Below are 15,697 nucleotides of genomic sequence, written 5' to 3'. Positions count from 1 at the left end.
GCGCGCGGCGCACCGGCGACCGGGCTTTACTTCACGTACTTGAAGAACTCCGGCTTGCGCTTCTCGCGGAAGGCATTGCCGCCCTCGGCCGACTCGGCGGTCTCGTAGTAGAGCTTGAGCGCGTGCATGGCCAGCCCGCCCATGCCGCGGATCATCTCGGTATCCACGTTGAAGGACTTCTTCGCCAGGGCGATGGCGGTGGGGCTTTTCTCGACGATCTCGTCGCACCACTTCTTCACTTCGGCGTCGAGCTGGTCCTGCGGCACCACGGCGTTGACCAGGCCCATCTCCAGCGCCTGTTGGGCGGTATAGCGGCGGCACAGGTACCAGATCTCGCGCGCCTTCTTCTCGCCCACCACGCGCGCCAGGAGCGCGGTGCCGAAGCCGGGGTCCACCGAGCCGACGCGCGGGCCGGCCTGGCCGAGCTGGGCGTTGTCCGAGGCGATGGCCAGGTCGCAGATCGTCACCAGCACGTTGCCGCCGCCGATGGCGTAGCCGTTGACCCGCGCGATGACCGGCTTGGACAGATCGCGGATGGCGCTCTGCACTTCCTCGATCGGCAGGCCGATCACGCCGCGCCCGCCGTAGCCGCCGTCCTGGGTGCCCTGGTCGCCGCCGGTGCAGAAGGCTTTCTCGCCCGCGCCGGTGAGCACCACCACGCCGATGCTCTTGTCGGCGTCGGCATCCTTGAAGGCGTGGATCAGTTCCTCGCAGGTCTGCGCGCGAAAGGCGTTGAACTGCTTGGGGCGGTTGATGGTGACCGTGGCGGTGCCGTCGGCCTTGGTGTAGAGGATGTCCTGGTATTCCATGTCTGCTGTGCTCCTGTGTCGTTCTTCGGGATCAACCGGCCATGGTCAGGCCGCCGGACACGCTGATGATCTGCCCGGTGATGAAGGCGGCCTCGTCGCTGGCGAGGAAGGCCACGATGCCGGGCAGGTCGTCCGGCTGGCCGAGGCGGCCGAAGGGGATGGCCTTGGTGAGCGCGCCCTTGAGCTTCTCGCCCTGCTCGCCTTCGCCGGCGAAGTCGCGGAACAGCGCGGTGTCGGTGGGGCCGGGGCAGACCACGTTGACGCTGATCTGCTTGCGCGCCAGCTCGCGCGCCATGGTCTTGGAGAAGGCCACCAGCCCGCCCTTGCAGAAGGCATACACGGCTTCGCCGGACGAACCCACGCGCGCCGCATCCGAGGCGATATTGACCACCCGCCCGGCGCCGCGCGCGGCCATGCCGGTGAGCACCGCGTGGTGCATGTACAGCGCGCCGTAGAGATTGACCGCGACGATCTTCTCCCACAGCGCCTTGTCGGTCTTGAGGAACGGCCCGGCCTGGTCCCAGCCGGCGTTGTTGACCAGCACGTCGGTGGGGCCGAGCTGGGCTTCGGCCGCCCGCACCGCGGCGATCACCGATTCCTGGCTGGTCAGATCCACCTCGAAGGCGCCGACCCTGCCGCCCGCATCGCGGATGCCGGCCGCCACCGTTTCCGCCGCATTCCGGTCGATGTCGAACACCGCCACCGCGGCGCCCGCTTCGGCGAAACGCCGGCAGATCGCCGAACCGATGCCCGAGCACGCCCGCCTGGCTGTCGCGTTGCGCCAGCTCGATGCCGTCGAACGGCTCGTCGCGCAGGAGATGGCGCACCCCCGCGACGACCGCGCCCGCTACCACTTCGACTACGCGCGCCTCACCGCCGACCTGGCGCGCGTGCACGCCGGCATCCGCGATTACCTGAGCCCGTCGCGCGCCCAGCCGCGCGACCCCGCCGTGCTGCTCGGCGACTACCGCCAGCCCGCCGCCCCGGCCACCGACCCAGAGCACACCCCATGAACGCCGCCCAGACCGCCGCCTTCCAGGCCAACGGCGGCTTCACCCCGTCCGCCGTGTCGGTCGTGCTGATCGGTGCCGTGTTCGCCGTCCTGCTGGTGTGGGGCGTGTGGGCGATGCGCACCGCCTATGTCAGCTGGGCGGAAGAACGGCTTTCCCAACGTCAGTTCCTCGGTGTCGTGGTGCGCTTCGCCGCCCTGTACCTGGTGCTGACTTTCTTTCTGCTCTCGTAGAGGTCGTCATCATGAATCGCGCTGCCCGCTTCCTCCGCCTTCCCCGCCCTGCGCATCTGGCCGCACTCGCCGCACTCGCCGCGCTGGCGCCGCTTGTCAGAGCCCAGGGCCTGCCCACCCTCGAAGACCCTTCCCGCGGCACCGGCAGCGGCATCATGGAAACGCTGCGCAACTACGGCTACGACATCGTGATGCTGATCGCCCTGCTGGTGGTCGCATCGATGTTCGTCGGCGTGTGCTACCACGCCTACACGCGCTACGCCGAGATCCACACCGGCCGCGCCACCTGGGGACAGTTCGGCCTGACCGTGGCCGTGGGCGCGATCCTGCTGGTCGTGGGCATCTGGCTGCTCACCGAAGCCACCGGCATCCTCTGACGGGCACGCCATGACTGACCAGGACATCCGCCCGGACGGGACGGTGGCGTTCCTGCCGCACCGCTTGAACCGTCACCCGGTGGTGGTGCGCGGCCTGACCGCGGACGAATTGTGGATCTGCACCGGCCTGTCGAGCGTGCTCGGCCTGGCTGCGGGCGTGCCCCTGGCGATCGCGCTTGCCACCATCGCCGTCGCCCCGACCGCCATCGTGCTGGCGGTCGCCGTCGGTGTGTTCGCCGGCGGCGGTGCGCTGCGCCGGCTCAAGCGGGGCCGGCCGGACACCTGGCTGTACCGGCAACTCCAGTGGCGGGTGGCCCTGCGCCAGCCGCTGCTCGCCCCCTTCATTGGCGGCCACGCACTGATCACCCGCTCCGGCCGGTGGAGCACGCGCAGGAGCACGGCACCGTGAGCCGGTTCAAGAACGAGGTCGAGCGCCTGCAGGCGCACATCCGGACCCTGCGCGCGGGCGCCTGCGCCCTGCTCGTGCTGGCGCTGGTGATGGGCGGCGGCTGGTGGAGCGCGCCGCGCGATCTCACGATCCACGTGCCGCCTGACCTGCGCTCGGGCAGCACCCGGAAATGGTGGGAAGTGCCACCCGAGTCGGTCTATGCGTTCACCTTCTATGTCTGGCAGCAGGTGCAGCGTTGGCCGACCAATGGCGACGAGGACTATCCGCGCAACCTCCACGTGCTCTCGCCGTACCTTACCCCCGCGTGCCGGGTCTTCCTCCAGCACGACTACGAATACCGCCGCAATGCCGGCGAGCTGCGCCGGCGCGTGCGCGGCATCTACGAAATCCCCGGCCGAGGCTACGGTGACGATCCCGCGCTGCGCGTGCGCACCGTTTCCAACCGCGAGTGGGTGGTCACCCTCGACGTCACCGCCGACGAGTATTACGCCAGCGAACAAGTGAAACGCGCCTTCGTGCGCTATCCCCTCAAGGTCGCACGCGTAGACGTCGACCCGGCGCGCAACCCGTTCGGTCTCATGATCGACTGCTACGAAGGCGCCCCCCAGCGCATCGCCGCACCGGCCGACCTGGCCCCGCTCCAGGGAGACACACCATGAAGCGCCTCGTACCGCACGCCTTCGTGGCGCTTGCGCTGGCCCTGCTCGCCACCGCGGGCCACGCCGTGGAAATTCTGCGCTGGGAGCGGCTGCCGCTGGCCGTACCGCTCGTCGTCGACCAGGAACGGGTGATCTTCATCGACCGCAACGTGCGCGTGGGCGTACCCGCATCGATCGGTACGCGCCTGCGCGTGCAGAGCGCCGCCGGCACGGTCTACCTGCGCGCCAGCGAACCGATCGAACCGACTCGCCTGCAACTGCAGGACGCCGACACCGGCACGGTGATCCTGATCGACATCGCCGCCGAGCCGGCGCAGGAAGGCCGGCCTCCGCTGGAACCGGTGCGTATCATCGAGCACGGGCCGCCCGGCCATGGCGACCCGGCCGCGGACACGCCGGGGACGGCCGCCACACCACCGCAGCGCCCCACGCCGGTGCCCGTGGTGCTGACCCGCCATGCCGCGCAAAGCCTGTACGCCCCCCTGCGCACCATCGAACCCGTGCCGGGCATCACGCGGGTGAACCTGCGCCGCGACCTGCCGCTGCACAGCCTGCTGCCGACCCTGCCGGTGCGGGCCGAAGGGCTGGCGGCGTGGCGGCTGGACGATCTGTGGGTCAGCGCCGTGCGCCTGCGCAACACTGCCGCGCACGGACTCGACCTCGATCCGCGCGCGCTGCAGGGCAGCTTCATGACCGCCACCTTCCAGCACGCCACGCTGGGTCCGGCCGGCACGCCGGAGGACACCACTGTCGTCTATCTCGTCACCCGCGGCCACGGCCTGGCCCAGGCCCTGCTGCCGGCCATCGCCCCGGTCGACGCCGCCCTCAACCTGCCGGTGCCCGGCTTCGACGACGGAGGCCGAAATGCAAAGTAACGGCCTGCTGAAATGGCTGCTGATCCCGTTTGCACTGCTGCTCGTCTTCGCCGCGGTCAAGCTGTTCTCCGGCGGCGGCCAGCCGCCCGCCCGTGATGCGGGGGCACGCCTCACCCCCGAGGAAGCCCAGCTTCTCGGCGTCGAGGGCGACACCCCGCGCGACACCGTGGCGACCCTCGTCGCCCAGGTGCGGCAACTGCGCACCGAGCTGCAGAGCGCACTGACCGAGAACAAGGCCCAGCGCGAGGAGAACGAACGCCTGCGCCAGCGCGAAGGTGCCATCGACCGGCGCATCCAGAGCGCGCTGGAAACCGAGCGCAGCCAGTTGCGCCAGGACCGCGAACAGGTCACCACCGAACGCCAGCGTACCCAGGGGCTGCTGCAGGAATTGCAGCAGCGGCTCGACGGCATCGGCCGCGCAGACGCCGAGCTGCCCGTCGGCCTCGGGCTCGAACCGGGCGACGGCGCCGGCTTCGGCGGCGAGGCCGTGCGCTGGATCGAACCGGACGATGCACGCGAAGACGGCAGGCGCCGCGACTCCGGCGGCAGCTTCAGCTTCCCGACCCGCTTCGGGCCGGCGCAGAAGACGCTGGAAACCGCCGCCGGCTCGGCGGTGGAAGCCGATCGCCGCGCGGTCGGCGCCCCGGCCGCCCAGGCGGTCTACACCGTGCCGACGAACAGCACGCTGATGGGCTCGATCTCCATGACTGCGCTGATCGGCCGGGTGCCGGTGGACGGCACGGTCAATGACCCGTTCCCGTTCAAAGTGCTGATCGGCGCCGACAATCTCACCGCGAACGGCATCGACATTCCCGATGTCGCCGGAGCGGTGATGAGCGGCACGGCCTCCGGCGACTGGACGCTCTCGTGCGTGCGCGGCCAGATTCGCAGTGTCACGTTCGTGTTCAACGACGGAACCATCCTCACCATTCCCGAGGACAGCGAAGGAAGCCGCCGCCGGCAGAGCAACACCACCGACGGTCTGGGCTGGATCAGCGACCCCTACGGCATTCCCTGCGTGTCCGGCGAGCGGCGCAGCAATGCCCGGCAGTATCTCGGCACCCATGCGCTGATCACCGCCGCCGGTGCCGGCGCCGCCTCGCTGATCGATTCGGACAGCGGCCGCATGGCCTATGTGGGGGCCGACGGCTCGATCGGCACCGTGGGCATCACGGGCAACGAGGCCATGGGCCGCATCCTCGCCGGCGGCGTGCAGGACATGTCGCAGTGGGTCAACAAACTCTATGGGCAGGCGTTTGCCGCCATCTACGTCAAGCCCGGCGCCCGCGTCGCCGTCCATCTCGAACAACCGCTTGCCATCGACTACGACCCGGCCGGGCGCCGCGTCGATCACCGCCCTGGAGGTCCCTCCCATGCGCCTGATCTGGACTGACCGCCTCGCGGTGCTGGCCCTGGCCCTCGCCCTCGCGCTGGGCGGTTGCGCCACCAGCAAGGAAGCACTGCTGACCCACGACGATCGCACGATGCGCGACATCTGGAACGTCGAGACCGGCGGCGGCGCGGGCGGCCTGGCCGCCCGGCAACTGCTCGACGCCCGCCAGTCCCTGCGCCGGCCCCTGACCGGTACCGACGTGCAGGCTGCACCCGGCGAGCAGGCCCGCTACACACGGACTGCGCAGAACGAGATTCATCGCCAGTTCCACCGCCTGCCAAACCCGGATCTGGTGATCTACGTGTTCCCGCATCTGGCCGGCACGGACCCAGTGCCGGTGCCTGGCTACAGCACCGTGTTTCCGCTGTACCAGCGGGTGCAGTACGCCCTGCCCGGCGAACGGACCGAGGACTACTGAGGTGGCCTGGCCGCTGCTCAAGCCGCGCCGCCGCCCGGAAGCGGACGCGGCGCCGCCGGACGCCTGGACGCGTCACGTCGCCGAGCTGCGCGCCCACGGCATCCCCGAGCCCGGCACCGTGCGCGACCCCGCACGCCGACCCGCCACCGCCGCGGACGAACAGGCGCTGTACCACGTCGCTCCGTCCTTCGCCGACCTGCTGCCATGGGTCGAATACCTCCCCGATTCCGGCTGCATGCTGCTCGAAGACGGCGCCTCGGTCGCTGCGTTCTTCGAACTGGTCCCGGTCGGCACCGAAGGCCGCGAACCCGAGTGGCTGCTGCAGGTGCGCGACACGCTGGAAAACGCGCTGCAGGATGCCTTCGACGAGTTGGACGACAACCCCTGGGTGATCCAGCTCTACGCGCAGGACGAAACCCGTTGGGACCGCTACCTGGAAGGTCTGCGCAACTACATCCATCCCCGTGCCAAAGGCAGTGCCTTCACCGAGTTCTACCTGCGCCATTTCGAGCACCACCTGCGCGCCATCTCGAAACCCGGCGGGCTGTTCGAGGACAACACCGTCTCCCGTCTGCGGTGGCGCGGCCAGACCCGGCGCACGCGCATGGTCGTCTATCGGCGCGTCGGCCAGACGCCGGCCCGCCGCGGGCAGTCCCCCGAACAGGCACTGAACACGGTCTGCGACCGCCTCGTCGGCGGGCTCGTCAATGCCGGCGTCAAGGCGCGGCGCCTGGGCGCGGCCGACATCCACGAATGGCTGTTGCGCTGGTTCAACCCCCACCCGACGCTGCTCGGCCCGGCCGCCGAGGACCGCGAACGTTTCCATGCGCTGACGCGCTATCCGGAGGAAACCGAGCCCGGCGAGATCGAACTGGCCAGCGGCACCGATTTTGCCCAGCGCCTGTTCTTCGGCCAGCCGCGATCGGATGCCGCCGAAGGCCTGTGGTACTTCGACGGCCTGCCCCATCGCGCCATCGCGGTCGACCGCCTGCGCGCGCCGCCCTCCACCGGACATCTCACCGGCGAGACGCGCAAGGGCGGCGACGCCATCAATGCCGTGTTCGACCAGATGCCGGAAGACACCGTGATGTGCCTCACGCTCGTGGTGACGCCGCAGGATGTGCTCGAAGCGCACCTGAACCACCTCGCCCGCAAGGCAGTCGGTGAAACCCTGGCATCGGAGCAGGCCCGCCACGACGTGGAGCAGGCCCGCAGCCTGATCGGCAGCGCACACAAGCTGTATCGCGGCGCACTCACCTTCTACCTGCGCGGGCGCGATCCGGCCCAGCTCGATGCGCGCGGCCTGCAACTGGGCAACGTGCTGCTCAACGCCGGCTTGCAGCCCGTCCGGGAAGAAGACGAAGTCGCACCGCTCAACACCTATCTGCGCTGGCTGCCGTGCGTGTACGACCCGGCCAAGGACCGGCGGCAGTGGTACACGCAACTGATGTGGGTCCAGCACGCGGTCGACCTGGCAGCGCTGTGGGGCCGCAGCCAGGGCACGGGCCACCCCGGCAACACCCTGTTCAACCGCGGCGGCGGAATCCTCACCGTCGACCCGCTGAACAGATTGGACCGGCAGATGAACGCGCACCTGTTCCTGTTCGGCCCCACCGGCAGCGGCAAGAGCGCCACGCTCAACAACCTGCTCATCCAGGTCGTGGCGATCTACCGGCCGCGCCTCTTCGTGGTGGAGGCCGGCAACTCGTTCGGCCTGTTCGGCGAGTTCGCCTCCCGGCTCGGGCTCACCGTCCATCGCGTGAAACTGGCGCCCGGCTCGGGCGTCAGCCTGGCCCCGTTCGCCGACGCCTGGCGCCTGGTCGACACGCCCGCCCAGGTCCACACCCTCGACGCCGACGCGCTCGACGAAGACGACGAAACCGAAGGCGACGAACAGCGCGACGTGCTCGGCGAGCTTGAGATCACCGCGCGGCTGATGATCACCGGCGGCGAAGAGCGCGAGGAAGCCCGCATGACGCGCGCCGACCGCAGCCTGATCCGCCAGTGCATCCTCGACGCCGCCCGGCACTGCCACGATGCCCGGCACTCGGTGCTGACGCGCGACGTGCGCGACGCGCTACGCGAACGCGGGGCCGACACGAGCCTGCCGGACATCCGCCGCACCCGGCTGCTGGAGATGGCCGATGCGATGGACATCTTCACCCAGGGCGCGGACGGCGAGATGTTCGACCGCCCGGGCACGCCGTGGCCGGAAGCGGACATCACCATCGTCGATCTGGCGACGTATGCCAGGGAAGGCTACAACGCCCAGCTCTCGATCGCGTACATCAGCCTGATCAACACCATCAACAACATCGCCGAGCGCGACCAGTTCCTGGGACGCCCCATCCTCTCCGTCACCGACGAGGGCCACATCATCACCAAGAACCCGCTGCTGGCCCCCTACATCGTCAAGATCACGAAAATGTGGCGGAAATTGGGCGCGTGGTTCTGGTTGGCGACGCAGAACCTGGACGATCTGCCACGCGAGGCGGAAGTGTTGCTCAACATGATCGAGTGGTGGATCTGCCTCAGCATGCCGCCGGACGAAGTCGACAAGATCGCACGGTTCCGCGAACTCACGCCGGCACAAAAGGCGCTGATGCGCTCGGCCAGGAAGGAATCGGGGAAGTTCTCGGAGGGGGTCATTCTCTCGCGCAGCATGGAACTGCTGTTCCGCGCAGTGCCGCCGAGCCTGTACCTCGCACTCGCGCAAACGGAACCCGAAGAGAAAGCCGAGCGCTACCGGATGATGCAGCAATACGGCATCGGCGAACTGGATGCCGCCATCCGCATCGCCGCGCAGATCGACCGTTCCCGGGGAATCGAAACCCCGGCGCTGTGGTAAGCCTGCAGACACGCTCATTCACAGAAATCGAAACCCAGCTTCAGGAGAAACGGAGTGTGGACAACCCCGCGACATTTCCTAAGAATCGACGGTTAACCTGGGGGTTGTGCTGATGGAAACCAAACGATTCGTTGTCACCCAAGACCATGCAAGCGAGTACCCGGAACCGATCACCTTCACCAAAGGCGCCCCTCTGAGCGTCGGCGAAAAGTATGAGGGGCCGGAGGGCTGGAACAACTGGTTCTTCTGCAACACGCCAGGGCAGCAAGGTGGCTGGGTGCCGGCCCAGATCATCGAGTTCATCGGTGGCGCCAACGCACGTGCGCGCGAGGACTACACGGCGAGAGAACTCGATGTGCGCGTGGGAGACGTGCTTCTCGGTTCAAGAATGCTCAACGGGTGGGCCTGGTGCGAAGACCCCGCCCGCTCGGAATCGGGCTGGGTTCCCCTCGCCAATCTGCAGGAATCCCAACCATGACTCGCGCCGGGCACTGGGGTGGTCAGGCATGAACCCGAACAGCTACGACGTTGCACGCGTCTTTCACTCGCCCCGCGGTTGCCTCGTCGAGATCCGGCGCCACGCCCCCTCGCTGGCCCGGCTGCGCCGGCCAGGGAATGGCTCTGGATCACCGCGCGGGCCGTGTCCAGCCTGCAGGATGTGGATACCGGTCACGAGCAGCGCGAGGTCCTCGTATTCCGCGAAGCACGGCTGCACTGGGGCGATGGCCTGGCCGATCTGGTGTGGTTCAACGGTGAAACCGTCGTGCTGCAAGAACAGCCGGTGTGTTTCCTGACGCCGGCGCAGCACGGGCTCATCCACAACCACCTGAGCTGATCCGGCGGCCGGCCCGGCTATGCGGTGGGAATCGTGCCCCCATCAATCACGTACTCCGTTCCGGTGATCGTTGCCGCGCGCGGGGATGCCAGGAAGGCGATGAGGTTTGCCACCTCGATGGGCTTCGATGGCCGTCCCAATGGGATTCCCCCCAGCGAATTCATGATGATTTGCTTGCCGCCCTCGTAGTCGGTGCCTGCCTGCAAGGCGAGTCGTTCCGCCATGGCCACAGATGCCTCGGTCTCCACCCACCCAGGCGCTACCCGGACGACGCGAACGCCTTTGGGCGAGACTTCCTTCGACAGGCTCTTGCTGTATGTCGAGAGCGCGGCCTTCGCAGCCGCGTAGGCGGTGGTCGATTCCGGCAGGGGAAGCTCGCGCTGGATCGAGGTGACATGAACGATGACGCCTGCGCCTTGCGCCAGCATGCCGGGCAGCAACGCGCGATCGAGGCGAACGGCAGGCAGCAGGTTGAGATTCTGTTCGCGTTGCCACTCGTCTTCACCCAATGCCGCGAAGCCTCCGCCAGGTGCCGACGAGCCGCCCAGGACATGGATGATGATGTCCACGCCTCCGAAGTGGGCAGCGACGGCGCTCGCCACGCGGTCGCAACCTTCTACCGTGGTCAGGTCAGCCGCCACGAAGCGGTCGGCTGACGCATCGGCCGGCTGCTCCCGTGCCGTCGCAAGCACCCTCGCCCCGAGTTCGCGGAACAGGTCGACGACGGCCTTTCCGATACCTTTGGTGCCCGCGGTCACCAGCACGCGCTTGCCTTGCAGTTCCAAGTGCATGGACATCAGCCGATCTCCAGTGACGCGATCCTGTCTCCCGCCAGAACGAACACATGGTCGAGTCGCGCCGGGCTGCCAGGGAAGTTGCCGGCGACCTGTGCCGTGACCGTCAGCCGATAACCGTCTCGGGAGATGCTGACAGGCTCGACGGTGTACTGAAACTTCTTCTGTGCTTCACGCTGCCAGGACTGGATGGCGTCGTGGCCCCGGTAGGTGCGGCCCTCGTCAACCACGACCGCATCGGGCGCGAAGCAACGGGTGAGTCGAGCGATGTCCGAGCCATTGCTGACCTCGAAATAGGTGGAAACGGGATCTGGCAGAGAGAGGGTCATGGTCGCGTTCTCGCTGGATTTTCTGTACAGGTATTTTCGTCATAGACTATCCACTCATCAAGAACGCACCAAAAAGTAAGTGACTGAGGCATGAGGAAGACATACACGCCGGCAACGGCTGCACTGGGCGTCGAGGAAGCGCTTCGGCTACTGGAAGGTCGATGGAAGCTGATCATTCTTTTCCACCTGTTCGATGGAAAAGTGCAGCGCTATTCGGACTTGGAGAAGTTGATCCCAGGCATTTCGCAGAAGATGCTGGCCCAGCAGTTGCGGCAACTGGAAGCCGATGGAATCGTCGCGCGAAAGCTGTATCCGCAGGTACCCCCAAAGGTCGAGTACCGTCTAACAGAATGGGGGCAAGCCCTGTGTCCTGCGCTGGATGCGATGCTGCAATGGGCGGAACAGCGCGAAGCCTTGCTATCGAAGGACGTCCCGGACGGGAAGACCATCGTCTGAGGACTCCGTTGATCGACGGGCGCCGCCGCCCCGGCGGCGCATTCCTCACTCCTTCCCGCGCGGGGTGTGCGGCTCGGCCGGCCCCTGCTCGGGCAGCGCGTGGAACTCGACGTACATGCGCATCGGCCCCTGGGGCTCGACGAAGTGCTCGACCTGCGGCGCGACGATGCCGGGCTTGCCCGGTTCGAACACCTCGTCGTGGCCCCAGCTCGGCATCCGGCAGCACGGTTCGAGAACACGGTCGCACGCAAGTACGACTGCCCCAGGAACACGCCTGAAGTCCCTACAACACCAGTTTGACCCCGGAAACCAGCAACAGCAGAGCGAGGATGCCACGAAGCCAGCGCTCCGAGAGATACCGACTGCCGACGAACGCGCCTATCGACCCCCCAACGGCAACAGCCAAGAGCCATCCTGGCAGGGATGCGGGAATCTGCCCCCAGTAGGCATAGGCACCCAACAAGGCGGCGGCCGAATTCATGAGATTGTAGACAGCCGTCGTCGCAGCGGTCTGGTGTGCTGTTCCCCAGTTCATGGCAAGGATCACAGGAGCGAGGAATACGCCGCCCCCGGTTCCCGTGGTTCCGGATACGCAACCGATGACCGCCCCTGTCGCCAGGGCTCCCCAGAACGGTGGCGCTGACGGCGAAGCGGCACTTGTTGCCCCCTTCCCGATGGCAGTTCGCGCCATCTGGAGCGACGAGAGGATGAGGATCACCCCGACAACCGGAAAATAGACCGCTTCGGGCAGTTGGACCGCACCGCCAAGCAAAGAAAAGGGAAACCCGAGCACGGCGAAAGGATAGACATTCCGCCACGACAACCGCCGGGCTCTGAAGAAATAGAAGGTGCCTATCGCCGCGACGAGTAGGTTCAGGGCGAGCGCTGTCGTCTTCATGGCCAGCGGTGCGAAGCCGAGCAGCGCCATCGCTGCAATGTAGCCCGATGCCCCGGCCTGACCTACCGCTGCATAGATCAGGGCAATGCCGAGAAACGCTGACCCCAACCAGATCGCTTCATTGTCCAATGTAGGCAACGCTCCGCCATTGAGCTTCATCTTTACAAAGGCCAGATCAGCTACTGCTGATGCAGCAGCGTGAAGACCTACGCCAGTTCGGAGAAGGTGAAATTCCGAGACGCTGTCTGGGATTTCCCGGCAGGCAGCTCGTAAGCCCGACGCCGGAACGCAGGGGATGCCTACGATTGAGAAGACTGCCGCGCCGGAATTATCGTATCGGCGATACGAGAATCAACAAGCCCGGAAGGCGCCAGTGTCGCATCGAATTGAGGGATTAAGAACGCATGGAGCGTCTTGCCCGCCCCGCTCCAGGGCGGCCCTTCACGAACTGGCCACGGCGCAACTGTCGCGGTCGATTACGTCGCAAAGTTGTCGTACTGAGGGTGATTCGCACTTATATTTTATGCCATTGACAAACTCCAACCCCTCTAAGATTTTTTCTTCTAAACGACGAATGAGTTATTCCTGGTGCATCTGAAGCAGCCCGCTGCCCGTCCAAGCTGCGCGACAGCGTGGGCGCGGAACGTCAAACCTGGAGCGGCTTTCCGCCCGATTCGCTGCTGGCGGCCGTGCGCATCCGGCCCTCACCAGGCGCGCCCTCTTCCCTTGTTCACCAGTTGAAACGCATATCGGCGAAAGCGAAGAGGGCCATTGTGATTTTTTACATACCCACATTTGTGCGATATTGGACACCCTGGCAGCCGACCGATGGAGAACCCCCATGAGCCGCTTGACCATCGAGGTGACCGAGCAGCAGCACCAGGCTCTCAAGGCCAAGGCCGCACTGGAAGGCAAGAGCATCAAGCAATACACGCTGGAACGCCTGTTCCCTTCGGCCCAGGGGGAGGACGAGGCGCTCCAGGCGCTGAAAGCCCTGCTTGCCGAGCGCATCGCCGAAGCCGAGCGCGGCGAGCTGGTGGAAGCCAGCATCGCCGATGTGGCCAATGACGTGCTGCGCCGGGAAAGCCGGGCGTGACGCTCCCCTACCGCCTCACCCGGGGCGCCGCCGCCGATCTGCGCGTCACCACCCTTCCCGCGGTGGTCGTGGACCGGCGTCACGTGGTCTATGGCGAACCCGACGTGGCCAAGGCCGTCGCCCACATCGAGCATTATCGGAGGGCGCAGCGATGAACCACGCTCGCCGTCTGCGCAGCGGCATCGCCAGCATTCTGCTGACGGCCGCCTCGCCCTCGTTCGCGCTCGACACCTCGACCATCGTGTCCTCGGCCCTGTCGCCCGACAGCCTGGAATACCGGGTCGTGGGAAACGTTACCGCCTGATGCAACAGTACGGCATTGGCGAGTTGGACGCGGCGCTCAGGATCGCCGAGATGATCGACCGCGCCCGCGGCATCGAACCGCTGGCCCTGCACACCGATCCGGATGCGCTCACCGCCCCTGGTTGATCTCCTGCTCCAGGGCAGCCAGGCGCTCGACGATGCGCTCGAACGGCAGGGGGTCGCCGTAGAACATCTGCGCGGAAATCATGGCCTGGTAGTCCTCCCGCAAAACGTCGAGCTGCGCCGGCGCCGGGATCAACCTGAGGCTCCCCGTCAGGCAAAGGTCATAGCGGCTGTAGCCGCTGCGGTAGAACGTCTCCTTGATGCTCAGCACGTCGCGAAGCAGTTCGACATCGGCCATGGCCTTGCGGCCGACCTCGTGGTCGGCCAGCCGCGCCAGGTCGTACCAGTGCCGCGACAGCCGCTCGGCCCCCGCCCGAAGATCCGGGCGATGGCATTCGACATGGATCAGCGTCGCCTTTTCCCAGAAAGTACGCATGGGCGACAGCACCGCGACCTGCGCGGCCGGAAATGCCAGACCCGGCACATGCACGGCCACATCGGGCACGATTTCCAGGGTGTCCTGCGGCAAGGTGGCATTGCGCCCGCCGAATTCGATCAGCACGCTCGGACGCAGGTAGGCGTCTGCATTCTCCACGGCGCTCGGATAATAGAGCCAGAGTTTTTCCGCGTCCTCGCTGATCTCGACGGCGATCTCCTGCCCCGGCAGGGCCTGCGCCAGGGCCTCGCGCAGCGCCGGCAGCAGTTCGGCAGTCACGTGCTCCGCCAGCGCCGCCTTGAGCGCATCGGACAGCTTCTTTCGCTGGCTGTTGCTGGCGAGCGCCGCCAGATCGGGCGCGTCTTCGACCAGGCTGCGGTAATCGACCGTGACATCGATGTCCTCGGAAAAGCGTTCGATGGCCTGATAGACCTTGGACAACGACGTGCCGCCCTTGAACGCCATCGGCCGGCGGCCTGGCAGGCTGAACAGGATGCCCAGCGCCAGGCACAGCCAGATGTCCTTTTCCAGGATTTCGGCGCGGCGCCCCAGCACCGGCGCCAGACCGTACAGCAGCTCGGCCTGCTCCGCCGGGGCGAGATCGAAGTAGCGGACGGGGGGCTCAGCCATGCCTGAGCTCGCCGCGCTCATAGCCGGCCAGCGCTGCCACCATCCAGGCCGGCATCGAGGACTTGGCCTCACGCAGGGCCTCGAACTCGGCCGCCGGCAGCTTCTCGGCGATGCGCCCGAACGTCGCCGGGGTGACCTGGCCACGGCCCAGATACCACAGCGCGGACAGCGCCTGCCCCGCCGGCCGTCCCGCCAGCACCAGCTTGCGCGGTGCCACGTGCTGCAGACGCACCACCATCCTACCCAGACGCACCGTGCGCGACGACCCCGAGGTGCAGAACACCGGCTGTGCCGGCACCTGCGTCGAAAAGCCGAAGCGCCGCGCGGCCTCGGCGCCATGCACCTCAATGGTCGCCCCCTCGTTCGCCGCCACCGTCCGCGCCACCTTCTCGGGGGCCGGCATGGCCTTGACGCCGAAGCGCCCCGCCTTGGGCACGCTGTACAGGCCGTGCCCGATGCGCTCGATCCGGCCGGCCTGGGTGAGCCGCATCAGGGTCTGGTCGATGGCCGCACGCGACCCCAACCCCGCGAACAGGGCGGGGGTGAAGGGCTCGCCGGCGGGGTGTGCCGCGATGCGTTCGCGTATGGCCTGGGCGGTGCTCATCATGACCTCCATTCTGTTTAATATTCTCCATAAAAATCTAACAACCTGCAAGCCATGCAAAACCGGGGCCGTGCCTGAGAAACGCGGTTCAGAAAGCACGCTCGACAGCGTCAAAGTCCATCCCCGCGTGATCATTCAGCGCGCGTGCCGGCCGTGCAAGGAGCATCCGATTGAACAGGTCCAGCTTGCGCAGCCTCGATCAGTGTATAAAATTACAGCCCA

22 protein-coding genes and 2 pseudogenes are annotated in these 15,697 nt (G+C 67.1%); 16 read left to right on the top strand and 8 right to left on the bottom strand.

Annotated elements, in window-relative coordinates; translation table 11 throughout:
• Positions 1-26: 26 nt before the first annotated feature.
• Together badI and ACNQFN_RS06390 are read right to left on the bottom strand one after the other, a co-directional pair.
• On the bottom strand, positions 27-809 hold the full coding sequence (gene badI, locus ACNQFN_RS06395) for a 2-ketocyclohexanecarboxyl-CoA hydrolase (RefSeq protein ID WP_418648316.1): 783 nt from the start codon (positions 807-809) through the stop codon (positions 27-29).
• A gap of 31 nt (positions 810-840) precedes the next feature.
• Complete coding sequence (locus tag ACNQFN_RS06390; protein WP_418648315.1) at positions 841-1,512, bottom strand: SDR family oxidoreductase; 672 nt, start codon at positions 1,510-1,512, stop codon at positions 841-843.
• On the opposite strand from ACNQFN_RS06390, the gene ACNQFN_RS06385 reads away from it, so the two are divergent.
• The 11 genes from ACNQFN_RS06385 (at position 1,496) to ACNQFN_RS06335 (ending at position 9,866) form a co-directional block, all read left to right on the top strand.
• Positions 1,496-1,822 (top strand): RAQPRD family integrative conjugative element protein, encoded by a 327-nt coding sequence (locus ACNQFN_RS06385; protein WP_418648314.1) that lies wholly within the window; start codon positions 1,496-1,498, stop codon positions 1,820-1,822. The two genes, ACNQFN_RS06390 and ACNQFN_RS06385, sit on opposite strands and share 17 nt — an antisense overlap.
• Positions 1,819-2,052: a TIGR03758 family integrating conjugative element protein gene (locus tag ACNQFN_RS06380; RefSeq protein WP_418648313.1), complete on the top strand. Its 234-nt coding sequence runs from the start codon at positions 1,819-1,821 to the stop codon at positions 2,050-2,052. The genes ACNQFN_RS06385 and ACNQFN_RS06380 overlap by 4 nt, the downstream gene beginning before the upstream one ends.
• An 11-nt stretch (positions 2,053-2,063) precedes the next feature.
• On the top strand, positions 2,064-2,429 hold the full coding sequence (locus ACNQFN_RS06375; protein ID WP_418648312.1) for a TIGR03745 family integrating conjugative element membrane protein: 366 nt from the start codon (positions 2,064-2,066) through the stop codon (positions 2,427-2,429).
• Between the two features lie 10 nt (positions 2,430-2,439).
• Positions 2,440-2,838, top strand: a complete 399-nt coding sequence (locus ACNQFN_RS06370) for a TIGR03750 family conjugal transfer protein (protein ID WP_418648311.1) — start codon at positions 2,440-2,442, stop codon at positions 2,836-2,838.
• The gene (locus tag ACNQFN_RS06365) at positions 2,835-3,497 is read left to right on the top strand and encodes a PFL_4703 family integrating conjugative element protein (RefSeq protein ID WP_418648310.1); all 663 of its coding nucleotides are present in this window, start codon (positions 2,835-2,837) and stop codon (positions 3,495-3,497) included. Before ACNQFN_RS06370 ends, ACNQFN_RS06365 begins: the two co-directional genes overlap by 4 nt.
• Entirely contained in the window at positions 3,494-4,372 is an 879-nt protein-coding gene (locus tag ACNQFN_RS06360; RefSeq protein ID WP_418648309.1) for a TIGR03749 family integrating conjugative element protein, read from the top strand. The genes ACNQFN_RS06365 and ACNQFN_RS06360 overlap by 4 nt, the downstream gene beginning before the upstream one ends.
• A complete protein-coding gene (locus ACNQFN_RS06355; RefSeq protein WP_418648308.1) occupies positions 4,362-5,765 on the top strand; it encodes a TIGR03752 family integrating conjugative element protein in 1,404 nt (467 codons plus the stop codon). The genes ACNQFN_RS06360 and ACNQFN_RS06355 overlap by 11 nt, the downstream gene beginning before the upstream one ends.
• Positions 5,746-6,183 carry a TIGR03751 family conjugal transfer lipoprotein gene (locus tag ACNQFN_RS06350; protein ID WP_418648307.1) on the top strand — a complete coding sequence of 146 codons (438 nt, stop codon included), beginning with the start codon at positions 5,746-5,748 and terminating at the stop codon, positions 6,181-6,183. The genes ACNQFN_RS06355 and ACNQFN_RS06350 overlap by 20 nt, the downstream gene beginning before the upstream one ends.
• A 1-nt stretch (position 6,184) precedes the next feature.
• On the top strand, positions 6,185-9,031 hold the full coding sequence (locus ACNQFN_RS06345; protein WP_418648306.1) for a conjugative transfer ATPase: 2,847 nt from the start codon (positions 6,185-6,187) through the stop codon (positions 9,029-9,031).
• A 112-nt stretch (positions 9,032-9,143) separates the two neighbouring features.
• Entirely contained in the window at positions 9,144-9,509 is a 366-nt protein-coding gene (locus ACNQFN_RS06340) for an SH3 domain-containing protein (protein WP_418648305.1), read from the top strand.
• Between the two features lie 162 nt (positions 9,510-9,671).
• On the top strand, positions 9,672-9,866 hold the full coding sequence (locus ACNQFN_RS06335) for a hypothetical protein (protein ID WP_418648304.1): 195 nt from the start codon (positions 9,672-9,674) through the stop codon (positions 9,864-9,866).
• 17 nt (positions 9,867-9,883) lie between these two features.
• Here ACNQFN_RS06335 and ACNQFN_RS06330 read toward each other — a convergent pair whose 3' ends face one another.
• Together ACNQFN_RS06330 and ACNQFN_RS06325 are read right to left on the bottom strand one after the other, a co-directional pair.
• The gene (locus tag ACNQFN_RS06330) at positions 9,884-10,663 is read right to left on the bottom strand and encodes an SDR family oxidoreductase (protein ID WP_418648303.1); all 780 of its coding nucleotides are present in this window, start codon (positions 10,661-10,663) and stop codon (positions 9,884-9,886) included.
• Complete coding sequence (locus ACNQFN_RS06325; RefSeq protein ID WP_418648302.1) at positions 10,663-10,989, bottom strand: nuclear transport factor 2 family protein; 327 nt, start codon at positions 10,987-10,989, stop codon at positions 10,663-10,665. The genes ACNQFN_RS06330 and ACNQFN_RS06325 overlap by 1 nt, the downstream gene beginning before the upstream one ends.
• A 90-nt stretch (positions 10,990-11,079) precedes the next feature.
• Here ACNQFN_RS06325 and ACNQFN_RS06320 point away from each other — a divergent pair, with 90 nt between their 5' ends.
• Entirely contained in the window at positions 11,080-11,445 is a 366-nt protein-coding gene (locus tag ACNQFN_RS06320; RefSeq protein ID WP_418648301.1) for a winged helix-turn-helix transcriptional regulator, read from the top strand.
• Positions 11,446-11,490: 45 nt separating this feature from the next.
• Here the strand turns inward: ACNQFN_RS06320 and ACNQFN_RS06315 are convergent, their stop codons facing one another.
• Both ACNQFN_RS06315 and ACNQFN_RS06310 read right to left on the bottom strand, forming a co-directional pair.
• The gene (locus ACNQFN_RS06315; RefSeq protein WP_418648300.1) at positions 11,491-11,661 is read right to left on the bottom strand and encodes a hypothetical protein; all 171 of its coding nucleotides are present in this window, start codon (positions 11,659-11,661) and stop codon (positions 11,491-11,493) included.
• Positions 11,662-11,728: 67 nt separating this feature from the next.
• Complete coding sequence (locus ACNQFN_RS06310) at positions 11,729-12,502, bottom strand: sulfite exporter TauE/SafE family protein (RefSeq protein WP_418648299.1); 774 nt, start codon at positions 12,500-12,502, stop codon at positions 11,729-11,731.
• A gap of 682 nt (positions 12,503-13,184) precedes the next feature.
• Between ACNQFN_RS06310 and ACNQFN_RS06305 the strand changes: the two genes are divergently transcribed.
• The 4 genes and pseudogenes from ACNQFN_RS06305 (at position 13,185) to ACNQFN_RS06290 (ending at position 13,868) form a co-directional block, all read left to right on the top strand.
• A complete protein-coding gene (locus ACNQFN_RS06305) occupies positions 13,185-13,439 on the top strand; it encodes an antitoxin (RefSeq protein ID WP_418648298.1) in 255 nt (84 codons plus the stop codon).
• Between the two features lie 29 nt (positions 13,440-13,468).
• Positions 13,469-13,594 (top strand): annotated as a pseudogene (locus tag ACNQFN_RS06300) (DUF1525 domain-containing protein); the annotation flags it as partial.
• Positions 13,591-13,728 (top strand): annotated as a pseudogene (locus ACNQFN_RS06295) (TIGR03756 family integrating conjugative element protein); the annotation flags it as partial. The pseudogenes ACNQFN_RS06300 and ACNQFN_RS06295, both read left to right, overlap by 4 nt.
• A gap of 14 nt (positions 13,729-13,742) precedes the next feature.
• The gene (locus ACNQFN_RS06290) at positions 13,743-13,868 is read left to right on the top strand and encodes a hypothetical protein (RefSeq protein WP_418648960.1); all 126 of its coding nucleotides are present in this window, start codon (positions 13,743-13,745) and stop codon (positions 13,866-13,868) included.
• Here ACNQFN_RS06290 and ACNQFN_RS06285 read toward each other — a convergent pair.
• Complete coding sequence (locus tag ACNQFN_RS06285; RefSeq protein WP_418648297.1) at positions 13,852-14,871, bottom strand: nucleotidyl transferase AbiEii/AbiGii toxin family protein; 1,020 nt, start codon at positions 14,869-14,871, stop codon at positions 13,852-13,854. The genes ACNQFN_RS06290 and ACNQFN_RS06285 overlap by 17 nt on opposite strands.
• The gene (locus ACNQFN_RS06280) at positions 14,864-15,475 is read right to left on the bottom strand and encodes a DUF6088 family protein (protein ID WP_418648296.1); all 612 of its coding nucleotides are present in this window, start codon (positions 15,473-15,475) and stop codon (positions 14,864-14,866) included. Before ACNQFN_RS06280 ends, ACNQFN_RS06285 begins: the two co-directional genes overlap by 8 nt.
• Positions 15,476-15,697: the final 222 nt, after the last annotated feature.

The organism is Thauera butanivorans, from assembly GCF_048398245.1.
Taxonomy (GTDB): domain Bacteria; phylum Pseudomonadota; class Gammaproteobacteria; order Burkholderiales; family Rhodocyclaceae; genus Thauera; species Thauera butanivorans.
The sequence above is the reverse complement of the archived record's forward strand: the minus strand, read 5'-3'. Positions and strand labels throughout refer to the sequence as shown.

Bases quoted from the DNA above. Each gene is read 5' to 3' on its own strand.
- badI (WP_418648316.1), bottom strand. From the start codon at position 809: ATGGAATACCAGGACATCCTCTACACCAAGGCCGACGGCACCGCCACG.
- ACNQFN_RS06385 (WP_418648314.1), top strand. From the start codon at position 1,496: ATGTCGAACACCGCCACCGCGGCGCCCGCTTCGGCGAAACGCCGGCAG.
- ACNQFN_RS06380 (WP_418648313.1), top strand. From the start codon at position 1,819: ATGAACGCCGCCCAGACCGCCGCCTTCCAGGCCAACGGCGGCTTCACC.
- ACNQFN_RS06375 (WP_418648312.1), top strand. From the start codon at position 2,064: ATGAATCGCGCTGCCCGCTTCCTCCGCCTTCCCCGCCCTGCGCATCTG.
- ACNQFN_RS06370 (WP_418648311.1), top strand. From the start codon at position 2,440: ATGACTGACCAGGACATCCGCCCGGACGGGACGGTGGCGTTCCTGCCG.
- ACNQFN_RS06360 (WP_418648309.1), top strand. From the start codon at position 3,494: ATGAAGCGCCTCGTACCGCACGCCTTCGTGGCGCTTGCGCTGGCCCTG.
- ACNQFN_RS06355 (WP_418648308.1), top strand. From the start codon at position 4,362: ATGCAAAGTAACGGCCTGCTGAAATGGCTGCTGATCCCGTTTGCACTG.
- ACNQFN_RS06350 (WP_418648307.1), top strand. From the start codon at position 5,746: ATGCGCCTGATCTGGACTGACCGCCTCGCGGTGCTGGCCCTGGCCCTC.
- ACNQFN_RS06340 (WP_418648305.1), top strand. From the start codon at position 9,144: ATGGAAACCAAACGATTCGTTGTCACCCAAGACCATGCAAGCGAGTAC.
- ACNQFN_RS06330 (WP_418648303.1), bottom strand. From the start codon at position 10,663: ATGTCCATGCACTTGGAACTGCAAGGCAAGCGCGTGCTGGTGACCGCG.
- ACNQFN_RS06325 (WP_418648302.1), bottom strand. From the start codon at position 10,989: ATGACCCTCTCTCTGCCAGATCCCGTTTCCACCTATTTCGAGGTCAGC.
- ACNQFN_RS06320 (WP_418648301.1), top strand. From the start codon at position 11,080: ATGAGGAAGACATACACGCCGGCAACGGCTGCACTGGGCGTCGAGGAA.
- ACNQFN_RS06315 (WP_418648300.1), bottom strand. From the start codon at position 11,661: ATGCCGAGCTGGGGCCACGACGAGGTGTTCGAACCGGGCAAGCCCGGC.
- ACNQFN_RS06310 (WP_418648299.1), bottom strand. From the start codon at position 12,502: ATGAAGCTCAATGGCGGAGCGTTGCCTACATTGGACAATGAAGCGATC.
- ACNQFN_RS06305 (WP_418648298.1), top strand. From the start codon at position 13,185: ATGAGCCGCTTGACCATCGAGGTGACCGAGCAGCAGCACCAGGCTCTC.
- ACNQFN_RS06290 (WP_418648960.1), top strand. From the start codon at position 13,743: ATGCAACAGTACGGCATTGGCGAGTTGGACGCGGCGCTCAGGATCGCC.
- ACNQFN_RS06285 (WP_418648297.1), bottom strand. From the start codon at position 14,871: ATGGCTGAGCCCCCCGTCCGCTACTTCGATCTCGCCCCGGCGGAGCAG.
- ACNQFN_RS06280 (WP_418648296.1), bottom strand. From the start codon at position 15,475: ATGAGCACCGCCCAGGCCATACGCGAACGCATCGCGGCACACCCCGCC.